General features: G+C 52.5%; 15 protein-coding genes. 8 read left to right on the forward strand and 7 right to left on the reverse strand.

Annotation, left to right across the window (positions count from 1 at the left end; all coding sequences use genetic code 11):
* Positions 1-42 precede the first annotated feature (42 nt).
* The 6 genes from IKP20_07270 (at position 43) to IKP20_07295 (ending at position 7,804) form a co-directional block, all read left to right on the forward strand.
* Entirely contained in the window at positions 43-1,539 is a 1,497-nt protein-coding gene (locus IKP20_07270) for a hypothetical protein (protein MBR4504752.1), read from the forward strand.
* A gap of 25 nt (positions 1,540-1,564) precedes the next feature.
* A complete protein-coding gene (locus IKP20_07275) occupies positions 1,565-3,679 on the forward strand; it encodes a glycosyltransferase family 2 protein (protein ID MBR4504753.1) in 2,115 nt (704 codons plus the stop codon).
* Between the two features lie 24 nt (positions 3,680-3,703).
* Positions 3,704-4,279, forward strand: a complete 576-nt coding sequence (locus tag IKP20_07280; protein MBR4504754.1) for a hypothetical protein — start codon at positions 3,704-3,706, stop codon at positions 4,277-4,279.
* A 360-nt stretch (positions 4,280-4,639) separates the two neighbouring features.
* On the forward strand, positions 4,640-6,190 hold the full coding sequence (locus tag IKP20_07285) for a leucine-rich repeat domain-containing protein (GenBank protein MBR4504755.1): 1,551 nt from the start codon (positions 4,640-4,642) through the stop codon (positions 6,188-6,190).
* Positions 6,183-6,743, forward strand: a complete 561-nt coding sequence (locus tag IKP20_07290) for a hypothetical protein (GenBank protein MBR4504756.1) — start codon at positions 6,183-6,185, stop codon at positions 6,741-6,743. Before IKP20_07285 ends, IKP20_07290 begins: the two co-directional genes overlap by 8 nt.
* Positions 6,743-7,804, forward strand: a complete 1,062-nt coding sequence (locus IKP20_07295) for a hypothetical protein (protein ID MBR4504757.1) — start codon at positions 6,743-6,745, stop codon at positions 7,802-7,804. Before IKP20_07290 ends, IKP20_07295 begins: the two co-directional genes overlap by 1 nt.
* 2 nt (positions 7,805-7,806) lie before the next feature.
* Here IKP20_07295 and IKP20_07300 read toward each other — a convergent pair whose 3' ends face one another.
* From IKP20_07300 to IKP20_07320, 5 genes are all read right to left on the reverse strand, one after another.
* Positions 7,807-8,157 carry a hypothetical protein gene (locus IKP20_07300; protein ID MBR4504758.1) on the reverse strand — a complete coding sequence of 117 codons (351 nt, stop codon included), beginning with the start codon at positions 8,155-8,157 and terminating at the stop codon, positions 7,807-7,809.
* Positions 8,158-8,173: 16 nt separating this feature from the next.
* Positions 8,174-10,276: an SIS domain-containing protein gene (locus tag IKP20_07305; protein MBR4504759.1), complete on the reverse strand. Its 2,103-nt coding sequence runs from the start codon at positions 10,274-10,276 to the stop codon at positions 8,174-8,176.
* Between the two features lie 106 nt (positions 10,277-10,382).
* Positions 10,383-12,356, reverse strand: coding sequence for an SEL1-like repeat protein (locus tag IKP20_07310; GenBank protein MBR4504760.1), 1,974 nt, complete (start codon positions 12,354-12,356; stop codon positions 10,383-10,385).
* Positions 12,356-13,171, reverse strand: coding sequence for an ABC transporter permease (locus IKP20_07315; protein MBR4504761.1), 816 nt, complete (start codon positions 13,169-13,171; stop codon positions 12,356-12,358). Before IKP20_07315 ends, IKP20_07310 begins: the two co-directional genes overlap by 1 nt.
* A gap of 266 nt (positions 13,172-13,437) precedes the next feature.
* On the reverse strand, positions 13,438-13,956 hold the full coding sequence (locus IKP20_07320) for a DUF308 domain-containing protein (protein ID MBR4504762.1): 519 nt from the start codon (positions 13,954-13,956) through the stop codon (positions 13,438-13,440).
* 101 nt (positions 13,957-14,057) lie between these two features.
* Between IKP20_07320 and IKP20_07325 the strand changes: the two genes are divergently transcribed.
* Positions 14,058-14,327: a peptidyl-prolyl cis-trans isomerase gene (locus IKP20_07325; protein MBR4504763.1), complete on the forward strand. Its 270-nt coding sequence runs from the start codon at positions 14,058-14,060 to the stop codon at positions 14,325-14,327.
* 67 nt (positions 14,328-14,394) lie between these two features.
* Here the strand turns inward: IKP20_07325 and IKP20_07330 are convergent, their stop codons facing one another.
* Both IKP20_07330 and IKP20_07335 read right to left on the reverse strand, forming a co-directional pair.
* On the reverse strand, positions 14,395-15,795 hold the full coding sequence (locus IKP20_07330; protein MBR4504764.1) for a methanol--corrinoid methyltransferase: 1,401 nt from the start codon (positions 15,793-15,795) through the stop codon (positions 14,395-14,397).
* A 6-nt stretch (positions 15,796-15,801) separates the two neighbouring features.
* Positions 15,802-16,581: a cobalamin-dependent protein gene (locus IKP20_07335; GenBank protein MBR4504765.1), complete on the reverse strand. Its 780-nt coding sequence runs from the start codon at positions 16,579-16,581 to the stop codon at positions 15,802-15,804.
* A 270-nt stretch (positions 16,582-16,851) separates the two neighbouring features.
* Here IKP20_07335 and IKP20_07340 point away from each other — a divergent pair, with 270 nt between their 5' ends.
* Positions 16,852-18,363 (forward strand): hypothetical protein, encoded by a 1,512-nt coding sequence (locus tag IKP20_07340; protein MBR4504766.1) that lies wholly within the window; start codon positions 16,852-16,854, stop codon positions 18,361-18,363.
* Positions 18,364-18,387: the final 24 nt, after the last annotated feature.

Consider the following 18,387-nt stretch of genomic DNA (forward strand, 5'->3'; position numbering starts at 1 on the left):
GCGGTCACGAACGTGTTTTAACTATCGCGCATATTACGGGTTATGAGCGAAACGGACGAAACAGGCGAGTCAAACCCTGGGCCGATAAAGCGGCTCCGCGTGATGGGAACCGCGAACAAGACAATCATAACGGCTATCTACGTCCCCGCTCTTGTCTACGCCGGATTGGCGCTGTTCCTTACGATCATGACGTTCGGAAGCGAACCTGCGACCGTCATCCCCGGGATCGCCAAACTGTCTGGACCTTACAGCGGATTGCTTTCGGAGCAGCCCTGGGGCTTATACGTGGCAATAATAGGATTCGCGCTTTCCGCCGCAGGAATGTTCACGTCGGAGCCCTTGGACGTCCTCGGAGACCAGAATCGCGTCCAATACCTGTGGACCCACCGTCCGTATGCGCCCCTCAGATGCGTAGCCGCCCCTTGGGGCCTCATCAGCTCGGCATGGAAAAGGAACAAATTCTATGCGGTCGCCCCGATCATAGCCCTGCCCCTTTATGCCGTCTGGTCCGCGATCATCTCCGTCGCGCTGATAATCCCCTTCGCCATAGCTTGGGCGGTCGTATCCCATTCCATATCCAAAGCCAGGAAAAAAGAAAGGCTGGAATACAGAACCTCCACCAGATTCGCCGTCTGCCCCAGCTGCAGAAGGAAATTCTCCCGCCCCTTGGTCGTAAGCGACGGCGAAATGATAGACTATCCGATCCCCGGCAAATACGGCATAAAATGCCAGACTACAAACAAAGGCCGCAAGATTCCCTGCACCCATGGCACAAGGGGGATGCTTGAGACCAAATGCCCGCATTGCCTCCAGCTCATCCCAACCCGCGAATCATACCCCGTCTGCATATCCCTGGCGGGTGCGTCTGGCGCCGGGAAAACCACGCTGATGCTTGCGTCCGCCGAGATGATAATGGCTGCGGCCAAAAAGATAGACATAACATCTGAGACCCCGACCGCCGGCCTATCCCCCGATATCATCGCATGCAGGGATTCGGCGCATCCCACCGAGCCTGGGGCCGTCAATTCCGAATGCCTGTTCCTCAAACCCCTATCTGGGACCGGCTCCGAAATAGTGTACAGCGACATATCTGGCTCGGAATTCCTGGCGAGAAAAGACAAAGATCTGTTCGAAGAGTACTACAAGTACACCGACGGAATCGTGTTTGTCTTCGACCCCAGGTTCGCGAGAACCAATATGGCGGACCTCATAGATGCGTTCAACTCGTTCTACGGGATGTTCAGCACCATCAGAGGGATCGCTCCCGGAGAGCCCGCTCCGATCAGATTCGCCATGGTGGCCTCGAAGAAAGACATCAGCGGCATGGAGAATTCGGATGTCAGGGCGTACCTCCACAAGAACGGAGGGGACGCATTGATAAGGACCGTCGAAACCCTGTTCGAAGACGTAAGATATTTCTCGGAATGCGGAGTAGGAAACAGGCCGAAGACCGCCGCGGCGCCGATCCTTTGGATAGCCGAGGGAGCCGGGATGGAATCCGCGGCTAAGATATCGGCCTCGTTGGATGCGAACATCTGAAATATGAACAGCGTTTGGTCGTATCATGGAACTGCCTGCGAACGAAAGCGGAACCCGTCCCGAAGTAAGCGTGATAATTTCGGTGCTGAACGGGGAGCTTTATATCGGCCACATCTCCGATTATGTGCGCAGGCAGACGTTCAAAGACATCGAAGTGATATTCGTCATTTCAAGCAAATGCGTCGACGCATCCCTGGCCAAAGCACGGGAGGCGGCATCCCAGATGCCCAACGCCATAGCCGTGGAATACCCCGATACCGGAGCTTTGGGAGGCTCCAAGAACTACGGCAAAAAAATGTCTAAAGGGAAGTACCTCTGGTTCTTGGACGTGGACGACGAGCCTTCCCTGCATTACCTCGAGGAGATGGCCTCCATCGCCGAGAAATACGGAGCGGATGTCGCAGGATGCAATTTCATCTATTCCACAGAGCGCACCCCGTTCGAAGAGGATGAGGGAGAATACGCAATCCATTGCATGACCGGGGAGGAAGCAGCGATCCTCAGGTCAACGGAAAGATACCCGGTGGCCTCCTGGTCGATGCTGTACCGCGCGGATCTGGCCGAAGAATTCGGCATCGACTTCGAAGAGGGTATATGCGAAGACATCGAGTTCACGTACAAGACGCTCCTGAACTCCAAGAAAGTCTGCTACAACACCAAACCCCTCTACAAATACATGGTTGCGACGCCGGGGTCCATCTGCAACAGCGACAAAGACCGCAGAGGGCGCGTGGAGATAGAAAGGTACAACGATTTAGAGAGATACGTGGAAGGCTTCCCGAACGAGAGATTCCTGAAAAGGCGCTTCGCATTGCTCCGCATCAGATCATCGGGCCACATGTCTCTCAGATCGTTCCTGAAGTTCGTCGAAAGCCCCGAATACATGGACATGCTGAAAAGGGCGGGCGGAGCCCAGGTCCTCTTGGAGGGAGGATTCCAGAAGGTATTCCCCCTGGCATATTATCTTCTCATAAGATTCTGGTTCGCCGCGTTTTTCTACAGGTCCGGCAGGATATTCAGCCCTCCGGAAAAGAAGCGACGATCACATCTCGTTCATTTTCGAGATGAAATCGGTCGCCATCCTCTTCGCCAAGAACCTGATGTCCTTCAGCTCCGGGATGAGCGGCGACCAATCCGAATGGTCAGGTCCGGCGGCCCATCTGATGCCGTCCAATACCGGGCGATATGGGCACATCCTATCCGCGGAGATCATGGACCACTTCGTAACCGCTTCATACCCCATCTTCGGGATTCCGAGGCGATGGATTTCCTTCATTTGCTGGGCATAACAGCATTCGCCATCCGTGATTCCGCCGTACATGGCGCAGCGGTCCGACTCCCACTTGGGTGGATCGCGCATGAACAGAGCCTCCCCATCCTTCCAGCCGGTGACAGGAAGCTCCGGGGAACTCATGAAAAACTCGGGGACGTTGATGCGGGACCAGCCGAAGACAGCCCTGTCACGGATGTGGAAAGAATCGTAATCCATGTCCGATCCGGCCAGACTGACGAAATAATGGCCATGTACCTTCCTCCCGGCCATGGTCTCGATCAGTTTCTGGGACGTGAACTTCATCGTCGTGCAATCCACCAGATGGACGTCCTCTGGCCCGAAGAACGAGAGCACATATTTCCTGTAATCCTCGGCGCCGGCGCGGCGGAGGGAATCGATCTGATCTATGCGGCTGTTGTACAGCGCCACGAGTTCGTACGGGTCTTCCGGTATGCCGTCTATACCCAGAACCTCTTCGAAGAACTCCAGCAGGTATTTCGCCCAGCTGACTATCTTCTGGAATACGAACCTGTTGAGGAGCTTACCAGGCAGCTCGAGAGGGCCGTACGGGATGTGGGAGTCTGTGAACACGTAGGACAGGATTCTCTGGGCGTTGATGTAACGGAGATCCTTCCTTTCGGGATCCAATATTGGCAGCACCCTCATCAGATTGTATCCGTCGCGGGCGACAAAAAGCAGTCTGGAATCTTTCTCGGTGGCACCGATGATATAATCCGAATAGGCGACCGCCATGGGCCCACCGAACCTGAATCCCAGCTCGAAGACGTCGTCGCGCTTCTCCCCGATAATCCCGCTCCAGCGGAACATGTCCATTCCGACGATGACCGAACGGTCCAGATCCTTTGAAGAGACGAATTCTTTGACGTAAGGATGCTCGGCAAAATATCTGTCCGCCATCCTGACGTATCTGATCCCTCTGATGCCGTTCGCGAAAGCCATGTCTATATCCGGGCGTTTGGTGTCCCCTATGTGGGCTATCTGATCCGCAGATATGCCCAGATCGCTGAGAACGAGAGGATACAGATCCCCATCGTACTTGGTAGCTCCCATTTCTACCGAGACGAACAGCTTCGAATAGCCGGTTATCCCGCTGTTGCTCAGGATTTCGGCTATGACCTCCTGTGGCAGATACATATCCGATATTATGATGGCTTTTCTGCCGCTTTCCAGGACCTTCTTGAATGCCCCCAGAGATTCGGGATCGGCGTGGCAGGCATATTTCTCCGCTTCGATCTCCTTGTCAGGCATCTGGTATTCGTCCGGCATAACGCTATAGATCTCAGCCAAAGAGACTTCCCTGCGGTATCTCCTCCGGACTTCGGCCTCAGCCCTTATGCGGGATTCCGCGAAGCCTCCTGGAACTGCGCCTATGCTTTCCATATACCTGAAAAGATCAGTAGGCCTCAGAAAAGGCCTGACTATCAGAGTGTCGAAAATGTCGAATGACACATACTCCGGCAATCTGCCGACATCGAAGTCCTCTGGGAAACCGGATGTCATGCGCAGCCTTCCAGCCTATGCGGCAAAAAGCGGCCGGCCGGTTCGGATATGGTCGGCGAGAATTCACTTTCTGAATGGTTTGTGCGCATGTTCATCATCTGAAGCAACGCTGATATAATCGGGAATATATAATAATCCCAGCGTCAGCGGCCCTACGACGGCAATTCCAAAAAATAACGGGCAGACAGCGATGAAGACCCCAGAACTCTGGCATCCAGACAGTTCAGAGTGTATTATCAGCGACAAAAATGGGGTTCAATTTATATTGCTAATGCGTCTATGGTTAATCTATAGGAGTCGCTGCTAATGGCTGAATACACGGTAACGGACAACATCAGATGGAGAATTGAGGACGGCACCCTGATGATAGAGCCGGATAAAGACGGCGCCATGATCGATTACGTCCAAAACAACATCTGCTTCAGCCCATGGTACGCACAGAGGGATAAGATTACGGACGTCGAAATACTCGACGGAATCACGAAAATAGGTGCCGGCGCATTCTACGATTGTTATAAGCTGCAGAGGATCTCCATCTCGAATACCGTCGAATCAGTGGGATTCCAAGCCTTCCACAATTGCAGCATGCTCAAGGTGTTGACATTCCCCGAATCCGTCAAGACCATCGGCGATTATGCGTTCACCTTCTGCGCCTCTCTGACGAGGGTCGAATTCAGGACCCAGGAACCGATCAGCGTGGGCAAATGCGTTTTCGAAACGTTCGCCGGAAGCGAGAACATAATCACCATCGATGGCCTCGGCGTCGACTCCACAGTGTTCGATGAGGGCAACATCGGCGCCAACGCCAAGATAACCTTCGAGACTGATGGGAAAGACGGCAACATCAGATGGGCAATAAGCGGCGGAAACCTCAGGCTCACCATGTCCAAGGACTACTCGGACGAATACAAGCCTTACGTCAAAGACAACGTCTGCTCAGCTCCTTGGCATAAATACAGGACCGGAATCCACAGGGCCACCCTCAACGACGGATTCAAAGAGATCAACTGCGGAATGTTCTTCGACTGCGTCTATCTTACCGACGTCAAAATCCCTCCGACCATCGAAGTCATCGGAATGCAGGCCTTCCACAACTGCAGGAGCCTCAAATCCCTGACCGTCCCGCAGCAGGTCAGAATCATCTTCGATTACGCGTTCACCTTCTGCACCTCTCTGGAGATACTGTATATGCTCCCGGAGAAGCCCCCGATGCTTGGGAAGCATCTCTTCGATACCGTCCCCGGCGCGAAGATCATAACGATCAAAGGGCAGGACTGGATCAATTACGAGTATTTCAACGACGAGACGATCGGAGACAACGCCAAGATATCCTTCGATGTGTTCGGATACATGGAATCGCTGGAGTGGAGGATAGAGAACGGCGTTCTGACCATCAGAGGGATCGCCGGATCCAACATGCAGATGGACATCATGGTGGTCGACAACAAATGCATCGCGCCATGGCACAAATACGCGTCCGGAATCCACCACATCGTCATAGAGCCCGGGATGCTGAACATCGGGGCGGGAGCGTTCTATGACTGCCCCTATGCGGAGGACATCCAGATACCGTCCACCATCACCGACGTGGGGTATCAGGCATTCCACAACTGTAAGAAGCTCCACAACATAACGTTCCCGGCCAACCTGAGGACTATCGGAGACTACGAGTTCACTTTCTGCACGTCGCTGAAGAGCATCTACTTCATGTCTGACAGCAGCCCCTATTTCGGCATCGGAATATTCGACGGCATACCCGAGGATCAGGAGATCACAATCTACACAATAGGATGGAAACCCCAAAACGCCAGCATCCAGTCATACCCGATGATCAAATTCGCCAAGATCGGTGAATGATAGGGAGCGGATTTCCATCAAAGACAAGAACTACTTCAAAGGGCAAATCTGGCGTGCAAACCAGAGATGCAAGATCGGAAAACGGGTGTATGAGGACAAAATAGCCCCGCTTGCCGATGGTTCCTCGAAGATAGTCCTTTTCCCCGATACCGATACGAAGGTCAATTTCTATGGCCTCCTCTATCTGGACGAATTCCTGGTAAGAAATCTGAAGAAGACCGCAGTCATCGTGACATCCAACAACGGCGTCGCCAAGTCAGCCAATTATTTCACCCCGAAGATCAAAGACATAATCACGGTCAGCGAAGAGGAAATGGACGGGTTGCTGGCGCTCTACAGCCTGAGGAGGAATGAGATGGAAATGACCGTCGTCTCTTTGGACAAACCGGATGGACGCACAGCAATCCGTTTCAAAGGCGTAAGAGGCATGACCGTCGAGCAGATAATCGCAATCGGCGTCTATTTTCTGATTCCGTTCAGGATAATCAGGCGCGGGTTCGATTTCAAAGGGATGGACGACGAAGTCCTCGACATAATGAAGGAGGGTATGTGATGGCTGAACCGGCGCCTACCCCTTTCAAGTGGAAATTCATCGCGTTCCTGAAAAAGATCATGAACAAGGATTCCACCAACTTCGTCCAGCACGTGTACTTCAAGATAAAACTCGGCGAATGGTGGAAACTGTATTCCCGCGTGACCAACAGCAGGGAAGACGGCATCACGTATCTGTGCCCCTACAGAGGGACGGGAGACGTGTACCTTGCCACAAGGCTCTTAGCGGCTTCTATAGGCCCGGATCGCGTCAAAGAAAGCACTGTGTGCGTCGTAGGAGGGTCTTCCGTCAAAGTTGCCAAGCTCTTCGGATTCGAAGACGTCAAGAACCTGTCCCAGACCGAGATGGACCAGATGATCATCCTCGGCGACGTGGCTGGATATTCCGCGCTGAACCTCTTTGTGCTCCATCCTGACCCTCCCAATTCGGTCACGGGCATATCAGATCACCTGAGAAACTACAACGGGATCAATTTCCATGATCTGTACAGAGCGGGAGTATTCGGCAACGAATACATGAGGAGCGAACCGCCCAAATTCGATGACGCATCGGAAAAGGTGAAAAAGTTCTTCGAAGACAACGGCCTCATTCCGGGGAAGACCATCGTCATAGCCCCTTACGTGAACACCCTCAACATGCTTCCGACATGGTTCTGGATCGAGCTTGTCCACGACATGAAGCGGATGGGGTACACCGTATGCACCAACTGCGACAAAGACGATGACGTCATATACGGCACCACGAAGCTCTTCCCTGAATACTCCGAAATGAAGGATTTCTTCGAGTATGCCGGATTCCTCGTGTCATCGCGCAGCGGTCTGTGCGAAGTCATCTGCTCATTCGACATATGCAAGATCATCGTGTACCAGCCCCATCAGTACTGGGGAGAGGGGACCAACATCAGCTACTTCAGCCTCAATGACATGGGCCTGTGCAGCGATGCCATAGAGTTCGAATACGAAGGCATCGAATTCCTGAAGCTCAAGGACAAAATCCTGATGCTCCTGCGCGAATGGGAAGACAGGCACCCCAAAGAAGAGGAAGAAGGCGGCAACGAGTGATATCACAGATTGCCGTCTATCTCATATTCCAGATCGAACGGTTGGTCGCGGTTGAGATTGACCGCCACCGAAACTTCCAGGCCAGAAGGTTTGCGGTCGTTCACGACTATTCTCTCCCCATATGGGAGGTTGTTGATGATGCGATCATACCTTACGCCTGCCGCTCTCAGAAACTCCTCGGTCTGAGGCATGCACCAATCCTCGCGGGATGTTAGGAAAATGATCCTGTCGCTTTCCGGTATCCCTGCGAGGAATTCGCGGGCCCCCTCAAGGAATGTGTCGTGGCCGTCTATCTTGTACCCGTTGTGCTTGACGATGGTACCGTCGATATCCAGGAGCCACGTCTTCCCCAAGGGGGAAAGAGTCAGTTTATTGCTTTTTTGCGGCATCCCCGATCGCTCCGCCGGGATGGTTGAGTATGAAGTCGTCGTAGGTCACGCCCTTCCTCTTGGCGACGTTCATTGCCAGGGCCTGCAAGACTATCAGATACACCGTAGTCGAATTGTTAGGGACCTTGTTCCAATCGTCGCCCTCGTGATCCAGCGGAATCGTGAGGGTGTTGGGAGAGTTCTTGGCCAGATAGCTGTCCTTTTCGAATGTCATGGTCCAGATCGAGTTGTCGCGGCCGAGGTTGTCCCTGACGTAATCGAGAAGGCGCTTGGACTCCGAGGTTTCCCCGCTCTTGGAGAGGATCATGATCAGGTCCCCTTTCCTTATCGTACCGAGATCGCCGTGGACCGCGGTGTTGGTATGCAGGAATGTCGAATTCAGTCCCAGAGACAGCATCGTGCCGACGAATTTCTCGCAGATAGGAGCGTTCTTCCCGAGACCAGTGATGACGACCTTCCTGCCGTTGGAAAGCGTGCAGCAGACGTCGTTGACGAGCCTGTAGAAAACGTCCCTGTCTATGGAGTCCACGGATTTGTTGACTGTCTCCATTATGCCGTCAAAATAGTCTCCCATCGCGTCCTCGAGATACCACAGGCCGTTGTAGAACGCGGCGCATATGGAGTCGTAATCCTCCCAAGCGTACGTCGTCAGGGAGAGCCAGATCACCGCATGGAGAAGCCTGAGATCCCTCTCGTTGATCTCATCGGAGATGAGATTGAGGTACTCCCCCTCCATGTCCTCCCATCCGTTGGACTCGATCCTCAGCTTTATATCGTCGCCGATGGTGAGATCGAATTTGCGGAGGTTGAACTTGTCGTAGTTGCCTGCGATCGAGTAGTAGAGTTTTGCCCAATCGTATGCGGGATCCCCGTAGATCTTGGTGTCCCCGAAGTATCCGCGGGGGTCGATGAACACCGGATCGGTGCCTTTGCGGAGGATCATGTTGGAGAAGGTGCAATCCCCATGGATGATGGCGAAGGGCTTGTTGGAAATCTCATAGAGCCTCTTCTCAAGCTCTTCCATGCAGTAGAAGACGTTCCTGCACCTCTTCCCGTTGATCGTTATGTATCTGTCGTAGGCGTGGGGGATCAGGTCCCTGACCTCGCTTATGCGGCTTATGGTCTTGTCGTAATAGTTCTTCCTCGTGCTGAACGGGTCGGCCGGAGCGCTTCCGCAGCTGTGCAGATGCTTGAGGCTGTCGACGATCTTCTTCAGGATTTCGAGCTTCTGGTCGCGGGTGAGATCGTATGCGAACACGTTCTTCCCGTCAACCTTCTCCATCACGATCGGAGGGCCGGACTCATAGATTTTGGGTATCGGGATGCCTTCGAAACCCTTGACCGCCTCGTACCATGCGCACTCATCTTTGGCGAGCTTCTGACCTTGGGCGTCTATGCCCTTCTTGACTATGTGGCCCTCGCCATCGATTTCGATCGAATTGAATGGTCTGCATTTGCCGCCTTCGATCGACGGTATGTCCTCGTACAGCCCGAACTCTTTTGCTCCCTTCAGGTCGAAGGATTTCAGCGCGATCTCCGACTTCGAGAGCCAGCGAACGAACTCGCCGGAAGTGGGGACATCGGACAGGACGCTTTTGTCTTTGAAAACGAAGAACCCGGCGATGCCTCCGCGATCGCTCCTCTCCTCGACCGGAGCCCCGTCCCTGAATGACCATCTGCAGCTGAAACTGTCCGTTGTGCCGATGAGATTCCCGTCGGAATCAGGGACTGAAGTCTCCTTGGCGAGGAGCAGATCGCACCAGGTGAGCGCGAATCTGGCTCCCTCGGGGATGTAGGCCAGTGCCTTCCTGATTCCGGCGCAGGTGCCGGTTTCACCGTCGGCGCTGACGAAGATGAACTTGACCCTTTTCTCTTTGGGATAGATGTTCAGGTATTTTCTGAGGACATCCTCTTTGTAATCCCCGATTACGATGAATTTCTTGCCTTTGTATTTGTCAAATAGGTGGAGTATGAGTGGCTTATTGTCTATGGGCACCAGAGCTTTGGGCTTGTTTCTGGTATATTTTTTGAGGCGAGTTCCCTTGCCTCCAGCCTGGACAACCACATAGTCGAATGCATCCATGGCTTAACCATATCAATTCATAAATAATAAGACATTGCATCCAACAGAAATAAAAGGAATTGCGGCCTCGAACGCTTCGAAACCGCGTTTTAAAAACGGGACGGATTTACGAGTCCATCCCGAGAGTTTTCCTGGCTTGGCGGTGGCCTTTGATGGCTGCGCGACGAAGATATATATCTGCTTTCTCAGCGTTTTTATCCACGCCGATGCCATCCCTGTACATCAGATGCAAGCGGTAGCACCTCGTCATGTCGAGCGCATAGGACAGCTTGCAATATATCTCCGCAGCTTTTTTATAATCCTGCTCGAAGAGCAGCCCCTCATAATACATGTCGGCGAGCGCCAGGCGGCTGGAGGCCGAAACTTCGGCGGCCATGAGGTAGCATTCCTTGGCCTGGGCGACGTTGGAGAACTGAGAGCTGCCGTTCTTGTAAATCGAAGCGAGCTGAACGATACCTTTTGTGTTGTAGTTCAGAGCGGATTTCTTGATCAGATCGTCGGGATTGGCATCTATCTCTAAGCGCGACGAGATCGTGTCGGCTAAGATGTACTGGTAAGGCGCTATCGCCGCATGGGAATAGATTTTGAACCACCTGTCGGATTTCTCCTTGTTGCTTTCGGTGCCTTCCCCGTCCCTGTACATGCAGGCCACCCTGTACTGGCTTTGTGCGCTCCCGCCTCTGGCGGCCTTCAGGTAATAATCGAACGCTTTCGCCAGATTCTGATCCACGAGCTTTCCCTCGCGGTATATGGCGGCGATCTCGGCGATTGCCTTGGAATGCCCGGCATCCGCCGCCATCTCAAGGTATTCGATGTATTTTTCGTTGTCATGGACGGTTCCGACGCCGTCCCTGGACATTATGGCCATCTGGTAGAGAGCATCTGGGCTGCCGTCCTCCGCAGCCTTGACGAATTGCGAATACGCCAGGATACGGTCGTCCTCATTCCATGCCGTCCTCAGCAGCACGTTCCCGTATCTCAGAACATCCGCCGGAATTCCGGACTCCGCCAGCTGGCGGCAGATTTCGATGACCTCAACCCTCTCGGAATCGGATTCTTCCCCTCCGGAAAGGGCCGAGAGCTTCATGCGGGCGTTGGAGTTGCCTTTGGAGGCCGCCGCCTGATAATAGACGAAAGCTTCTCCGCGATCCTCTTCCGATTCCGATTCCAGCAGCATATCGGCGTACAAGACCTGGGCTTCGCTATGGCCTTGCTCCGCAGCCTTCTTGATCCATTCGCGATAGAGCTCGTCATTCTTTTCGACTTTCTTCCCATCGCGATACATCAGCGCAAGCGTATATTGGGCTGCAGAAACGCCTCCGACCGCTTGGTCGTAGATTATCTCGAAGGATTCCGTCATGGCCCTCATGTACTTGGCGCAGACGGTCTTCGTCTTGCCGTCGGCCACGATCTTTCCTTTCTCGATCCATACCGCGCGGGTGCAGAAGTCCTCTACAGCGGAAATTCCGTGGGACACGAACACGACGGTCTTCCCGCTCTTGATTATGTTCATGAAAGCGGTCTTGGCTTTCGCCGAGAATGTGGCGTCTCCGGTGCTCAGCACCTCATCCACCAACATTATGTCCGCATCCACGTGGAGCATGATCGAGAAGGCGAGCCTTCCCGACATACCGGAGGAATAAGTCTTGAGAGGGTTGTCGATGTATTCCTTCAGGCCCGAGAATTCTATGATCCCATCTATCTTCTCGGCCATCTGCTTCCTGCTGAAGCCATAAAGCTCCCCCTTGAGGTAGATGTTCTCCCTTCCGGACATGTCCCCTTGGAATCCCATGCCCAAAGCGAGGATGCTCGCGACCTTTCCGTCGACCTCCACCGTTCCGGTGTCCGGCTCCAGAATCTTGGCTATGATGCTCAGAAGGGTACTCTTTCCGCTTCCATTCCTTCCAAGGACGCCAAGGATCTCCCCCTTCTTCACCTCGAGATTGATGCCGCTGAAGACGGTGTGCTTGACGGTAGAGGTTTTGTTCTTCCTGATCAATCCTTTCGAGGAATCGTCGCGGACCTCCAGCCTGAATGATTTGCTTACGTTCTTCAGTTCTATGGCATTCCCTTGTTTCATCACAACCTCTCCACAAATCCACGCTTAAGATAGTTGAACACAATAATCCCTATGAGCATCGCGATGATCGCGAAAAGGAAGCACATGGCATACATGCCCAGATCAGGGATCTCCTTGAGATAAATTACGGAATGGAAGCATTCCAAGAAATACGTCAGAGGATTGAACCAATATACCGTGCTTACGATCCCAGTCGCGCTTGATGCGAGCTTGCGTATAGGGGTGAAAACGAAGAACACCAAACCCATGGAACCCAGAAGGTACTGTACATCCGGAACGTAAACCGTGATGGAAGACAGGGCCAACGTACATCCTGCGCAGAAGAAATACATCGCCACGACAAGTGGGAGAAGCATCAGCAACCCCAGGAAATTGACTCCGTATCCGCTGATCAGAATTCCCGCGATGATGAACACGTACCCTATGATCATTATAATCAGGCTTACGGTCGTCTTGGTGAATACCAAGATCTCCTTGGGGACGTACATCTTCTTTATTATCCCCTTATTGCCTGTGAATGCGCTGGTTCCTCCTGCTATGCCGGAGATGAGCATATGGTATGCCATGATACCGCTTGCGATAAGGACCCAATAATTCTCGGGCCTATCCCTGACCTCAGCGCTTATGAAATAGCAGAGCACAACGTAAATCACGGGCGTAGCGAAATGCCAAGCGAATCCCAGAAAGGAATTCTTGTATCTCCCGAACAGCGACTTCTCTATGAGTGACCTCATCACATTTCTGTAGCTGTACAATTCCTGGAGTTTCGCTTTGACCCCAGAAATGGGCGATCTCAACGCTGGCACATCACTCATAACTGATAAAACCACATCGTGCAACGATATATAATTCTGATTGACGAACGCCAGACGAGTCCAAAAATCATTGCATAACCGAGGAACGGCAACCCTGTTCGGCCGTGTATGATGAGAGCGGCGATACCTGCCTTCAGATGCGGATGAAACGTTAGGTTGGGAACATCGGCCTTTGCGAAGAACGTTCCGAGAGAGAAGGGCAATAGAGCCCAGATGGCTGCGAAAAAGTACTTGGTGAATGAATGGCGGGAAACCCCGCCACCAGCTCATCTGGAAGAGATTGCGGAATACATCCCGACGATACCGAACGCCATGAGCAGTATGCCTGCCACAATCATGATGACGTCTGCCGCGGATGATAGATTGAAAAGCATGATGATGCCCACTATTACCATCAGTGCCCCTATAGCGATGCCGGCGATCTTTACGGCTGTGCTCGGGAACGACGTTGACCCCAGGATATACAGGACACCCATGGCTGATATGGCAATGGCCAGAACAGCCATCGTAATGTCGCGGAAGAAATTCGGAGCGGCCAGCAAAGCTATGCCCAGAATTATGCCTACCACAGATATCAAAATTCCAATGCCTGATGATGCGCTATTAAAAGTTCCAACCAAAGATAGCGTTGCTCCGATGATGATCAGGACGCCAACAACCATGATAACGAGATCCAAAGACCCTTTCCCACCTATGGCCACGGCAAGCCCTATGGCGAAGATTACCGCCGATACAATCAGATTGATTTTCCACGGATTTCCGTCTATTACTGTGACCTTTCCCATAATGAAACGCCTCCCCCACGATTCGTATGTGCATAGATAACTTTTGCCACACCATAATTATCATCAACCTGCGCGATACGGTGGCTATGGCAGTAAAAAGCGTGAATGCCTCACACATACTCGTGAAAAACGCAAAAGACGCGGAAAGCATCATGGCCCGTCTGGAAAAAGGCGAGAATTTCGAGGATCTGGCCAAAAGATTCTCCAAATGCCCTTCGAAATCCAAAGGCGGGAACCTGGGATGGTTCAGCCGCGGAGACATGGTGGCGGAGTTCGAGAAGGCGTGCTTCGAAGGAAAGACCGGCGACATCGTCGGGCCTGTGAAAACCGAGTTCGGCTATCATATCATAAAGATAGTCGGCCAGAAATGAGAATGACAACAGAATAAACGGTTTGAAAAGCTCGTCCCTCCCATACCTAGGAGGGACGATGACCTCATCAGAGGCCGTAGTTCTTCATGCTGAAGTTGGGGACGACGTCCTTGTACTCCTTGACGCAGTAATCGACGAACTTGTCGGTGTCGTCAGGGAGGGCGGACAGCTTCTTGTTGATGTCCTGGAGGGTGTCCAGCTGCTTCGCGGTAAGGCCGAGCTCCTTGGACTCGTATCCCTTGAGGAGGATCTCCACGGCCTTCATTCCCGCTGCCTTCGACCTGAGATAAAGGTCATTTCCGTTCTCGGCGATGACCTTTCCGATCTCGTAGGCGTGGTCATAGGCAAGGACATAGCCTTCGGGGCCTCTGTATCTGTCAGCGTACATGTAAAGGTCCCTGAGAGTCTTCTCCTGGTGGGTCTGGATGGCGGTGTTCATCAGAGCGGCCTCGTATCCCAGAGATCCGAACCAGCACTGGACGGAAGTCCCTCCGAACTCGGGGTGGTACTCAACGGACTCGTTGGACCAAAGGTCGCAGCACTGAGCCATCAGGTTTCCCTGAAGGTCGCAGTGGGCGCACTGGCAGTTCTTTCCTTCCTGGGCGGTGGGCTTTCCGGCGATGGATTTGACGATGGGTCCCTCGTATCCGCAGTCCTTGTCGGGTCCGATGGCTCCGGACTCCCATGCGGCCAAGGTCCTGGCGGAGGAGATGGCACGGGTGACGGCGGAGAAGGTCCTCTGAACATCCTGGTCGAGCATTCCTCCTGCCATGAACATCGAGACGTTCGCTCCGGAGCAGTTGGTGTCTCCTCCGGCGATGCATCTGTTCCTCTTGGCGATGTTGGAGAGCTCCTGCCAGAGCCAGGTCATATCGATGGAACCGAGGTATCCTACTCCGAACAGGAACGCGACTATGTCTCCGTTGGTGACGGCGTAGTCGGCGAACTCTTTTCCTCCGACGGATTCTATGGAAAGGTTGTCGCAGCCGTTCTCGCATGCGATGTCCGCGCACTCGAAGAGCTTCTCGGGATAGGCGTGGACGGAATCCATTCCGGGGCGGAGACCGGCGTCGGCTTCACGCTGGTCGGGGATGGTCTGCCTGACGGCGCAGTTGAGCCCGTACTCCTCGTGGTATTTCTCGCAGATCTCCTTCTGGCCGGCGACGACGGGAGCGGAAAGCTTTGCCTGGTTCATCTGGGAAACCCACTCGGTCTCAAGCTGGACGTTGGGGAATCCGGCGGTGACTGCCCTCTCGAGGATGTCTTTGCTGATGTAATCGACATACTCTCTTCTGAGCTTGGCAGGGTCTTTCTCGGTCCCGGGCCTGGGCGCATAGTTGACCTCGGGGATGACGTATCCCGCACCGATCTTTATTCCGAAGCCGTACGAAACGGGCTTTTTCGCGGTTCCGAAGACCATGTCGTCCGCGCTATCGTATGCCATTCTTGTGTATCTAGTAACTGCCATCTCAAATCACCCCTTTACAATCTCGTCCCACTCTTCTCTGACTCTCTTCCAGTCGTATCCCTGGCGGATCTTCTCCGCGATCAAGGGCGTCTGAGGCGCCTTCTCGGAATAGATTCCGAGGTCGTAGGAGTTGGCGTACTCCCTGTTGACGGCTCCTCCGCATCCCATCAGGGGGATGTTGATTCCCTTCTCCTGAAGGAGCTTCGCTTCCACGGGGAACACGGCCATGGTGGTGGTCATCAGAGCGGTTCCGCTGGCGAAGATAGGCTTGGATTCCACGACTTTGTCGATGAAGTCCGCGACGGGCACATCACGTCCCAGATCGATGACATTGTATCCGGAAGATCTGACCATGACAGCGGCGATGTTCTTTCCGATATCGTGGGGGTCACCTTCGACGGCGTGCATGACTACAGTACCCTTGGACTCCCTTCCTCCGGGAACCTGCTTCTCAGCGATGGCGATCCCGATTTCCATGGTCTTGGCGGCCATCATGATCTCGGGGAGATAGTAGACGTGCTCCGCGTACAGTTTCGCGACGCATTCCATTCCTGCGACGAGACCGTTGTTGATGACGTCGAGCGGGTCCCTCGATTTGAGAGCCTCCATGACGACCGGTCCGACGGTCTTGAGCCTCATGTAGAGGACTTCTTCGGCCACTTTCTTGAAAACCTCATCCTTGGGGAGCATTTTCTTTGCCATTTCCTCAGGGGTGAGCTCCACCTGCTGATCGATGTCGTAACGCCTTAGGACTTTTGTGAAGTCCGCGCCTTCGATGCTTATCATTTCTGTTTTCCTCCTCATTAAAGCGGTTGGATAAACATCTACTTGGTAGGTTATAACCGATAGCAAAATTTTTTCTTGCGCCCATAATTATAATGCTTATAAATTTTTTGATGGCGGAAAAAATATGACATAATCATCCAAAAACATTATTATTCGCTTTTTTAAGATGTCTGGCTATCGAATCTTACGAGACTTAATAAAATGATTAATCAACATATCATATGTATAACAGGTTTATTATATGTATAATTTAATCGTTATACAAGTAGCATGTCCTCCATCGTCTATCTCCGCAATTCCAAATCCAATACTATATATGCTTATCTCAACGAGTCGGTCTGGGATCCCGAAAAGAAAAAATGCATTTGCAAAAGGAAATGCATAGGCCACCTCGATCCTGACACGGGAAAAATCGTTCCGAATAGATCTTCCAAACCCAAACAGACCCCTTGGATCAAATCCAGATACGTCACAAAACTCTTCGAAGAGGTATCCAAGGAGCTCCAACTTTCCGAAGTCTTGTCCCTCTGCTTTCCCGATGACTGGAAGAAAATATCCACTTTAGCCTATTATGTGGCGGCAAACAACAACGAGCTGCAATTCTGCCACCATTGGTGCGAAACCCACAAGACCCCTGACGGAAAGATAATGACGCCGGAAAAAACCAACGAGCTGCTGAAAAACATCGATTCAAACGCAATATCGCTTTTCTTCACTCTCTGGAGATTGCGCCTCCAACCAGACGAAGTGTATGTCGACACGATAATCTTCAGAGAATCCAGCGATGACATGACGAATTATGCCAAAAACTTGGGCATAGAGCCGGATGACAGGCAATACAAAACGAAGATGGAACTGTATTTCACGACTAAAAATGACATACCCCTTTGCTATGAGCTGTCCAGCCTGTCCACAGGCCACGTATACGGAGATTATGACGTCAGAAGAGAGAGCTTCCGCAAGCTGACCTCATTTCTTGACGAAGAGAAAGGAGACGTGTTCGACGCGTCTTTGATAGCGTACGCGGGAAGCAACATTATCGTGCGCGTCCTCCCGGACAACGAATTCGTGAAGGAATTGACAGAAAAAGTTTCTAAATCCATAGCAAACGCCGAAAACGGAAGGATGGTGTTCGGGAATTTCCTTTTCATCGAGACCTTCATGAATCACTACAACGGAAAAAGATACTATACGCACATCTGTTACGATCCAAACCGCGCGGCGAATGATCTGTCCGCATTCCTCACGATCGTCAACAACTGCAGGTATGAGATCGAAAGCGGGAATCCCATTCCGGATCACCAGCACATCTATGACAAATACCTTCTCACGAGAGAGGAGAACGACTGCACAATCGCAGAATACAACAGCCAAGCAATCATGCAGCACAGCAACAATGCCGGCTATTCGGTGTACATCTCCAACTTTACGCGCAATCCGGTCTCGGCTCTCATCCCATTCCTCCAAAGGAAGATGATCACAGACATGTTCAATGGAATGATGAATGAATATGACAGCAATTCCATCAACCTGTCGACAGAGCAGGTTTATCTCAGCCGCATATTCATACAATTCATAGCGTTGATCATAAAGTGCGAGATCGAACGCAAAATGAACGTATACAAGCTAAACAAAACCCTATCCTACAAAGAATTGATCGAAATGCTGGACAGCATAAGGACCGTCAGAATGCCTGGGTCCAAAAAAATGGTTGACACAGAGATTGATGGCCCTACCCTGAGGGTGATGAACCTTCTGGGGATAGGGCCAGAAGAAGATTGAAAACTCCGGGGAAACCCGGGGATT

It is taken from the genome of Candidatus Methanomethylophilaceae archaeon (assembly GCA_017524805.1).
GTDB lineage: Archaea > Thermoplasmatota > Thermoplasmata > Methanomassiliicoccales > Methanomethylophilaceae > Methanoprimaticola.

Excerpts from the sequence above, each read along its gene's own strand:
- IKP20_07270 (MBR4504752.1), top strand. The coding sequence starts at position 43 with ATGAGCGAAACGGACGAAACAGGCGAGTCAAACCCTGGGCCGATAAAG.
- IKP20_07275 (MBR4504753.1), top strand. The coding sequence starts at position 1,565 with ATGGAACTGCCTGCGAACGAAAGCGGAACCCGTCCCGAAGTAAGCGTG.
- IKP20_07280 (MBR4504754.1), top strand. The coding sequence starts at position 3,704 with ATGCTCGGCAAAATATCTGTCCGCCATCCTGACGTATCTGATCCCTCT.
- IKP20_07285 (MBR4504755.1), top strand. The coding sequence starts at position 4,640 with ATGGCTGAATACACGGTAACGGACAACATCAGATGGAGAATTGAGGAC.
- IKP20_07295 (MBR4504757.1), top strand. The coding sequence starts at position 6,743 with ATGGCTGAACCGGCGCCTACCCCTTTCAAGTGGAAATTCATCGCGTTC.
- IKP20_07305 (MBR4504759.1), bottom strand. The coding sequence starts at position 10,276 with ATGGATGCATTCGACTATGTGGTTGTCCAGGCTGGAGGCAAGGGAACT.
- IKP20_07310 (MBR4504760.1), bottom strand. The coding sequence starts at position 12,356 with ATGAAACAAGGGAATGCCATAGAACTGAAGAACGTAAGCAAATCATTC.
- IKP20_07315 (MBR4504761.1), bottom strand. The coding sequence starts at position 13,171 with ATGAGTGATGTGCCAGCGTTGAGATCGCCCATTTCTGGGGTCAAAGCG.
- IKP20_07320 (MBR4504762.1), bottom strand. The coding sequence starts at position 13,956 with ATGGGAAAGGTCACAGTAATAGACGGAAATCCGTGGAAAATCAATCTG.
- IKP20_07330 (MBR4504764.1), bottom strand. The coding sequence starts at position 15,795 with ATGGCAGTTACTAGATACACAAGAATGGCATACGATAGCGCGGACGAC.
- IKP20_07335 (MBR4504765.1), bottom strand. The coding sequence starts at position 16,581 with ATGATAAGCATCGAAGGCGCGGACTTCACAAAAGTCCTAAGGCGTTAC.
- IKP20_07340 (MBR4504766.1), top strand. The coding sequence starts at position 16,852 with ATGTCCTCCATCGTCTATCTCCGCAATTCCAAATCCAATACTATATAT.